This window comes from Candidatus Bandiella numerosa (genome assembly GCF_021811875.1).
In the GTDB taxonomy this organism is placed as follows: Bacteria; Pseudomonadota; Alphaproteobacteria; order Rickettsiales; family Midichloriaceae; genus Aquirickettsia; species Aquirickettsia numerosa_A.
Window position 1 is genome coordinate 1 of record NZ_JAJBJD010000037.1, and the last position, 7,986, is coordinate 7,986.

The following is a 7,986-nucleotide window of genomic DNA, read 5'->3' on the forward strand; positions in this document are numbered from 1 at the left end:
TTCTTGAATTCCTATTATTCTATCAGCTTTTATACCAAACTTATCGTTCTTCTTTATATGAATCTAATTTTTTAAATCCATTTATTGCATATCTTCCTTGCTTTGCATTTATGCAACGGCCTTTATTATCAATTTATTTGCTTTTGTTTAATGCTTTAAATAGAATAGTGATTACATATACACCATCGACAGCTCTGGATTTAAATGAATAGCCTAAAAATTAATAAAGAAACGCAGAAATGTTTAAACGATTGGATAACTTATCTTGATAAAAACCTAAATTATTCACAAAATACAATCAATGCATATATCACAGATATATATTATTTTTTACAATTTATTTTTAATCATCATGGAGAATCAATATCACTTGAATTATTAGATAAATTGGAAGTACATGATTTTAGATCTTGGTTGGCATCTAGAAAAAGAAATAATATAGCAAGTGTTTCTAACAATAGAACCATATCCTCGATAAAGAATTTTTATAAATTTTTGAAAGAACAATATAAAATAGAAAATCAAAATATAAATCTTGTAAAAATTGCAAAGTTAAATAAACCACTGCCTAGAGCATTACCAGTAAAATCTGCTATTGAAATAATGAATACTATAGAAAAAATCAGTAATAATTTTTGGATTGGACAAAGAAATAAAGCAATCGCATATTTACTATATGGATGTGGAATGAGAATTAGTGAAGCATTGAACCTCAGGGTAAATAATTTTTACGATGAATTTCTTAGAGTAATTGTTTCAGGAAAAGGCAACAAAGAACGGGAACTATATTTGCTACCAATAATTCAAGAACAAATAAAAAGCTATATTTCATCCTGTCCATATAAATTTCAAAATAATAGCTTTTTATTTTACGGGGAGAAAGGAGATAAGCTAAATCCTGATGTTTTTCGAAAAACCCTAAGAAAATTGAGGGCAGTATTATGTCTCCCTGATTTCACCACACCCCATTCTCTAAGGCACAGTTTTGCAACACATTTATTAGCCAATTCTGAAGGAGATTTACGAACAATTCAGGAATTATTAGGCCACAAAAATTTGTCTACTACCCAAAGATATACTAAAATTGACACGAACTACTTAGTGAAAAATTTTATCAATTTTCATCCGAGGAGTAAAGAATAGCCTGTATTAATCTCTCATACAACAAGATATCGCCATCATCATTAAATTTATTGAAATGGTAATTAAGCCATTTTACATGAAACTATCTAATTTTCTAGACCTGGTTTTATGCCTTAATTTTCTAAGTGCTTTAGCTTCAATTTGCCTAATTCTTTCTCTCGTAACATCAAATTGTTTTCCAACTTCTTCCAAAGTATGATCAGTTTCCATACTTATACCAAACCTCATCCTTAAAACTCTTTCTTCTCTTGGCGTTAAAGTAGCTAAAACTTTGGTAGTTGTTTCTCTTAAATTTGAATGCACAGCAGAATCGATTGGTTTAATTGCATTGGTATCTTCAATAAAATCACCCAACATACTTCCTTCATCATCACCAATGGGATTTTCTAAACTCATTGGCTCTTTAGAAATTTTCAATACTTTTTTTACCTTATCTACTGGAATTGACAATTGCTCTGCTATCTCCTCAGACGTGGGATCTCTACCTAAATCATGCGCTAATTGCTTGGATGTGCGTATTATTTTATTTATTGTTTCAATCATGTGCACCGGTATTCTAATCGTTCTGGCTTGATCAGCAATCGAACGAGTGATGGCCTGCCTAATCCACCATGTCGCATAAGTTGAAAACTTATATCCTCTACGATATTCAAATTTATCAACAGCTTTCATTAACCCAATGTTTCCTTCCTGTATCAAATCAAGAAATTGTAACCCACGATTAGCATATTTCTTAGCAATTGAAATTACTAATCTTAAATTCGCCTCTATCATATCTTTTTTAGCTTTTGTAACCTCTCTTTCCCATTTCTGTATGTTCTGAAAAATTAATTTAAACTCAAAGATTGGCAAACCACACTTTGTTTCTATTTTTTCGAATTTTTGCCCTATTTTTTGAAAAAATGTTAAATTATCATCGATAAATTTTGCATATTTTATACCCTTTTTCGTCAAAGATTCCAACCATTCATTATCCAGCTTAATGCTATTATACATCTCGATGAACTGAGCTCTATTGAATTTAGATTGAGTTGCAGTTTTAAATATGTCACATTCTATTTGGATAATACTTTTATTGATATCTTTTAGCAGTATAAAAATACTGTTAATGTACTGATCATCAAGCTTTATTTCATCCAATAACTCAGCTATTTTACTAGTTTTCTCGTTGATAATGTTTTGCTTATTTTTATCCTGCGTTTTCTTCACGTCGCTATCTTTCAGTTTACTGTTATCGTGATAAAATTTTAGTAATTCTTTACTACATTCTGATATTTTTAATAAAATTTCTAAAACCTTTGGCTTAAGTTCACTCTCTATAGCTGAAATAGATGTATTATGCTCTGTATCAAATTCACCCTCATTGCTTTCTTCATTATCATCAAAATCAACATTAGTCGAATCATCCTGATCAAATGATCGCTCGCTACTTGCCGTAGCATCAATATCTATAACTTCGCGTAGTAGCTTTTTCCCAGTCAGTATATCATCATACCAATCCTGCATCTCTTTGAGCGACATAGGAGCTTGAATTAAAAAAAATAGCTTATTCTTTCTGCTTTCTTCAATTCTTTTAGCTACCTCAACCTCCCCCTCTCTGGTAAGTAGTGACCTATAACCCATTTCCTTTAAATACATTCTAACAGGATCATCATTAACAATACCACCAACGGTACTCTCTGAAGAAGATTCAAATTCATCATCACCTTCACTATCTCTCTCCACTATACTCGATTCCGTATCTTTGTTTATGATTGCTATTCCTGATTCCTTGAGAAAAGAAATCACCCCTTTAACCACTTCATGATCTGCATCCTCAGGAATAATCCTATCAAGTTCCTCAGAAGATATTTTACCAATTTTAATATACTCCTTTAACTTATCATGAAGTTTAGAATTTTGAAATTTGATACTTGTATTTGTCATTATAAGTTTATTTTTTAGTTAAAAATAATGTAAAACTATTGATTTGCAATCTCGTCCTTAAGTTGTCTCTCATACTCCTTTAGGTATAACATCTTTTTCATCAACTTGTCATCAACAGTTAACAATAATTGATTTTTTAATAATTCTATTTCATCCCTAATAGTTCGTATTTTTTTTATGTTAAATGCTCTAAACAAATTTTCCTTGGCCTCTATTTGGGATTCAAATTTTGTAAACTTAGTCAACTTCTCAATAGTTCTACTAAAATCACTTTTTTCTGCTGAATTTGCAATGCTTTTATTGTAAAATGACAACAGCTCATTGTCATTACTAAGGGAAAAATCTAACAACATTTTTCTTACATTGTCAAGTTCATCACATAAATCAGCCTCAATTAGCTCCTCTGTTATTTTATTATCATCCAATAAATCTGGATAATTCCATAAAATACTTAAGATAAAAAGACCTTCCTGATATAATTTATTCTCTTTTGATATGACAGAAAACTGAGAAGAACTTAATTCAAAATTTTTTGTAGATAATTTTGCATATAATAATTTTCTGAATTTATAAATTAGATCGTAATATTTATTTTTAAAATGTTGTAAATAACTCTTTTTAAGAGAATAATCAGCTATATTTTCTGAAATTTTTTCTAAATTAATTTTAAGAGCAATTTTCTTTTCAGGAGTACTTAGGTTATATTTATTTGATTCAATTTCAAATATATAATCAGACAGCGCTATACTTTGAGAGACTAGGTCTTTAAAAAATTCAACACCTTTATTTTTGATAACTTCATCTGGATCTTTTCCATTAGTTAATTTAACAAACTTTAGAGATTTGTTATGAGATATAGATTTTAAACTCTCATATGCAATCTTTCTTGTGGCATTTTTGCCAGCCAAATCATTATCGAAACATATAGTGGGCTCTTGGCATATATCCCACAAAATTTGAATTTGACTTAATTTTATGCCAGCACCAAGTGGCGCTACCACATTTTTAATTCCACAATTTACTAAAGCAATAACGTCCATATACCCTTCAACTACTATTACGTTACCATCTTTATAAACACTATTCTTTGCATAATTATATCCGTATAAATGTTCACTCTTTATAAATATAGGGTTTTCTGCTGAATTCAAGTACTTAGGCTCTCCATCACCTAATATCCTTCCACCAAACCCAATACATTCTCCAGCTCTATTTTTTATAGGAAATATTAAGCGGCCATAAAAAGGATCATATATAAAGTCATTTTTTCTATTTATAACTCCTGAATCAAATAAATCATCATTAGAAAATTCTTTTTTCAACTCACTTAATATAATTGAATGATCTTTGGGTGAAAAACCTAAGTTATACTGCTTTATTATCTCTAATTTTATCCCCCTAGATAAAACATAATTAAGTGCATTTTTACCAATATCACTAAATAACTGCTCTTGGTATAATTCAGCCACTTTTTTGTATATCTGAAAGAAAATTTTATCTTTTTCAAATTTTTCAATTTCTTTTTTATTTTTTATTTTCAGCTTTACACCGGCAATATCAGCCAATTTTTCCAAGGCTTCTTTATATGAAATCCCTTCATCTTGCATTACAAAACTAAAGATATCCCCATGCACACCACACCCAAAACAATGATAAATACGTTTATCATCATTCACAAAAAAAGAAGGGGTTTTTTCTCTATGAAACGGACACAAACCCACATAACCTGCCCCACTCCTATTTTTAAGTAGAATTTTTTTGGCAATTATCTCAGAAGGCAGAATCCTAGACTTAATCAGTTCAACTTCAGAGCTCATGTTTTAAATAATTATAATTAAGTACTAACCCTTACGACTCATAAGACCTGGTAACTTAGCACCTGCACCAATAGGAGTAACAGGTGGAGAGATTGCAGTCATTGGTGTCAAAGATGATATAGAAACCACATCCTTCATGCCTTTTAATGCATTACCTAATCTAGAAATTGCACCAACTGGTGAAGATTCAACAAATGAACTAAGATTTTTTGATTTTTGCAAATTTTCAAATGAAAGATTTATATCTTTAAGAGGTGCAATGTCAATGTGCATACCACCTCCTATAGAACCACCTGTAGTATAATCTCCTGATCCGCCTGCCATAAAAAAGTAAACTTATTTCGTTTATTCTACTAAAATCTTGTAGTATTATCAAATACTTATTTTTTTATTGATTTGATTAATACTAATATTAGAAATGGCATTATTGCTATAAAAAATTGCGCCAATACTCTTGTTTCAAGACCTGGTATTTATAAGATGATTGGTAAGGATGACACGATTCTTTATATAGGTAAGGCAAAAGATTTAAGCAAGAGAGTCATTCAGTATACAAATATTAATAATTTATCCTACAGATTAAAAAGAATGGTATCTCTCATAGAGAGAATAGATATTCTTTTTACTAAATCTGAAATTGAAGCATTAATATTGGAAGCAGATTTAATAAAAAGCATCAAGCCCAAATATAACATTGCTTTAAAAGACGATAAGAGCTTTCCCTATATCGTACTAGATAAAAATCATAACTTCCCTAAGTTAAAAAAATTTAGAGGTAAAAAAAACGATGCTTTAATTTATTTTGGTCCGTTTTTGTCAGTTGACAAGCTGGACAAGATTATTATTGAACTTCAAAAATTATTTTTAATAAGATGTTGTAGTGATTATTATTTCTCAACAAGAAGAAGGCCTTGTCTTATGTATCAAATAAAAAGATGTAGCGCACCATGTGTAAATAAAATAAGCCCAGAAGATTATAACAAATCAATTATCAATTTAAAAAAGTTTTTATCTGGCAAGACTCAAGAAATTTTTTCAGATTTTATAAAAGAAATGCAATATTATAGTGATAAAATGGAATATGAAAAAGCAGCAAATATTAGAGATAAAATAAAGTTATTAAATTATGTACAGTCAAAAAATATTTTTCATGGATTTTCTAACAGAAATATCGATATATTCATTTTCTATGAAGAATCTTCTTCACAAAAATACTGCATACAGGTATATACAATTAGAGATGGTCACAATTTCGGGGATAAATACCATTTTTTTGACAGAAATCCAATAGAATCAGAAAAAGAAATTATTTACAGATTTATTATTCAATTTTATCAAAATAATGAAATACCTAATGAAATATGGTGCAATATTGAAGATATTGACTTTAAAATTATATCAAAAGTAACTCAAAGCACTACTAGATCTAAAATAATCCTACCCAAAAACAAGAATGATAAAAATATTTTTAATTTTGTAATTGAAAATACAAAGGAGGCGTATAACAAATCCATCCAAAATTATTTAACAAAAATAGATATATTTCAGGATATAGCTAAAAAATTTGCTCTTCCCTTTATCCCTGAAAAAATTGAAATTTATGATAATAGCCACAATCATGGAGCTAATCCAGTAGGATGCGTAGTTGTGGTAGGACATGATGGATTCATTAAAAGTGAATATAGAAAATATAAAATTGCCAATAAAAAATGTATGGACGATTATCATATGCTAAGAGAAGTTATCAGACGCAGATTTAAAAAGATTGATCAAAACTCTTTGCCTGATTTAATTATAATCGATGGAGGAAAGGGTCAATTATCTGCTGTAACTGATGAATTTAATAATATGAATATTGATAATGTCAATATAGTTGCAATGTCAAAGGGATTAAACAGAAATTCTGGAAGAGAATTTTTTCATCAAAATGGAAAATTTTCCTTCCAGATTGATAAAAATGATAAAACCCTGCTTTTTTTACAAAATATTAGGGATGAAGCTCATAGATTTGCAGTGACATCACATAGAAATTTAATGAGGAAAAATAGTAAGAAATCGGAATTAGATGCAATTAAAGGCATTGGTGAAAAAAGAAAAAAGAGTTTGCTTTTGTATTTTGATTCGCTAAATAATTTAAAATTAGCAAGTGAGGAAGACATTGCTAAAATAGAAGGTATAAACAAGAAATTGGCAAAAAATATTTTTCAGTATATACATAAGTCTAACGACAAAGTGTAAGCACAATATCATGCAAAAAAATATACCAAATATTTTAACTTCACTTAGAATACTTTTGATACCCATTTTGGTGTCAGCATTTTACATTGATTCTAAAATTGCACATTATACTGCAGTTACAATCTTTATATTTGCAAGTATTACTGATTATTTTGATGGTTTTTTAGCCAGAACCTGGAGGGTTCAATCAAATTTTGGAAAAGTTTTAGATCCAATTGCCGATAAATTGCTTGTTGCAGCAACTCTTATGATGATGGTAGATAGAAGCATTGCACCAGTGCTCCCTGCTTTAGTTATTTTGTGTAGAGAGATATTAGTTTCTGGAATGCGTGAATATTTAGCAGAATTAAAAGTAAGCGTGCCAGTAAGTCATTTAGCAAAAATTAAAACAGCTGCTCAGATGATTGCCATCATTATATTACTTTTAGGAGAAGAGACTACAGGGATACCTTATACTAACTTAATTGGAAAGATATCTATTTGGATTGCGGCTTTGCTAACCGTTATAACAGGTTACGGATATCTGCGACAGGGTATTAAAAATTTTAATTAAAATACCCTTCCAAAAACACCCCCCCTCTGCTCTATCGCTCGAACCTTATTAAATAACCTATAAAATTATACCACCTACTTGCAATACGGCACAGTCAAGTTAAAAATAGAATAAAATTCTGATATTGAATAAAAGATTATAAAATTGTAGGATTTAAAAAAATGGCATTGCTAAGCAAATACAGCGTCAAAGAAGAAATGTATATACACAGATAATTCAGCCATATCAGCGGCTTTGGAATAAGCCTTGGTTTTTCGATTGTATCTCTTGATAAAGTCTCTGAGAGAGCTATTTTGGGCCTCAATATTA

The 7,986-nt window shown here is 29.6% G+C and carries 7 protein-coding genes; 4 read left to right on the forward strand and 3 right to left on the reverse strand.

Annotated elements, in window-relative coordinates; all coding sequences use genetic code 11:
- The coding region (locus L8D11_RS02260; protein WP_236870055.1) for a hypothetical protein at nt 1-212 on the forward strand (212 nt) is incomplete at its 5' end.
- Nucleotides 205-1,143, forward strand: a complete 939-nt coding sequence (locus L8D11_RS02265) for a tyrosine-type recombinase/integrase (protein ID WP_236870056.1) — start codon at nt 205-207, stop codon at nt 1,141-1,143. The genes L8D11_RS02260 and L8D11_RS02265, both read left to right, overlap by 8 nt.
- Before the next feature lie 72 nt (nt 1,144-1,215).
- Here L8D11_RS02265 and rpoD read toward each other — a convergent pair whose 3' ends face one another.
- The 3 genes from rpoD to L8D11_RS02280 are packed head-to-tail and all read right to left on the reverse strand — an operon-like array spanning nt 1,216 to nt 5,210.
- Nucleotides 1,216-3,069, reverse strand: coding sequence for an RNA polymerase sigma factor RpoD (gene rpoD, locus L8D11_RS02270; RefSeq protein ID WP_236870057.1), 1,854 nt, complete (start codon nt 3,067-3,069; stop codon nt 1,216-1,218).
- 35 nt (nt 3,070-3,104) lie between these two features.
- Nucleotides 3,105-4,886, reverse strand: a complete 1,782-nt coding sequence (gene dnaG / locus L8D11_RS02275) for a DNA primase (RefSeq protein WP_236870058.1) — start codon at nt 4,884-4,886, stop codon at nt 3,105-3,107.
- Between the two features lie 24 nt (nt 4,887-4,910).
- Nucleotides 4,911-5,210: a hypothetical protein gene (locus L8D11_RS02280; protein ID WP_236870059.1), complete on the reverse strand. Its 300-nt coding sequence runs from the start codon at nt 5,208-5,210 to the stop codon at nt 4,911-4,913.
- Nucleotides 5,211-5,282: 72 nt separating this feature from the next.
- On the opposite strand from L8D11_RS02280, the gene uvrC reads away from it, so the two are divergent.
- Both uvrC and pgsA read left to right on the forward strand, forming a co-directional pair.
- Entirely contained in the window at nt 5,283-7,124 is a 1,842-nt protein-coding gene (gene uvrC / locus L8D11_RS02285) for an excinuclease ABC subunit UvrC (RefSeq protein WP_236870060.1), read from the forward strand.
- Nucleotides 7,125-7,134: 10 nt separating this feature from the next.
- The gene (gene pgsA, locus L8D11_RS02290; RefSeq protein ID WP_236870061.1) at nt 7,135-7,677 is read left to right on the forward strand and encodes a CDP-diacylglycerol--glycerol-3-phosphate 3-phosphatidyltransferase; all 543 of its coding nucleotides are present in this window, start codon (nt 7,135-7,137) and stop codon (nt 7,675-7,677) included.
- Nucleotides 7,678-7,986: the final 309 nt, after the last annotated feature.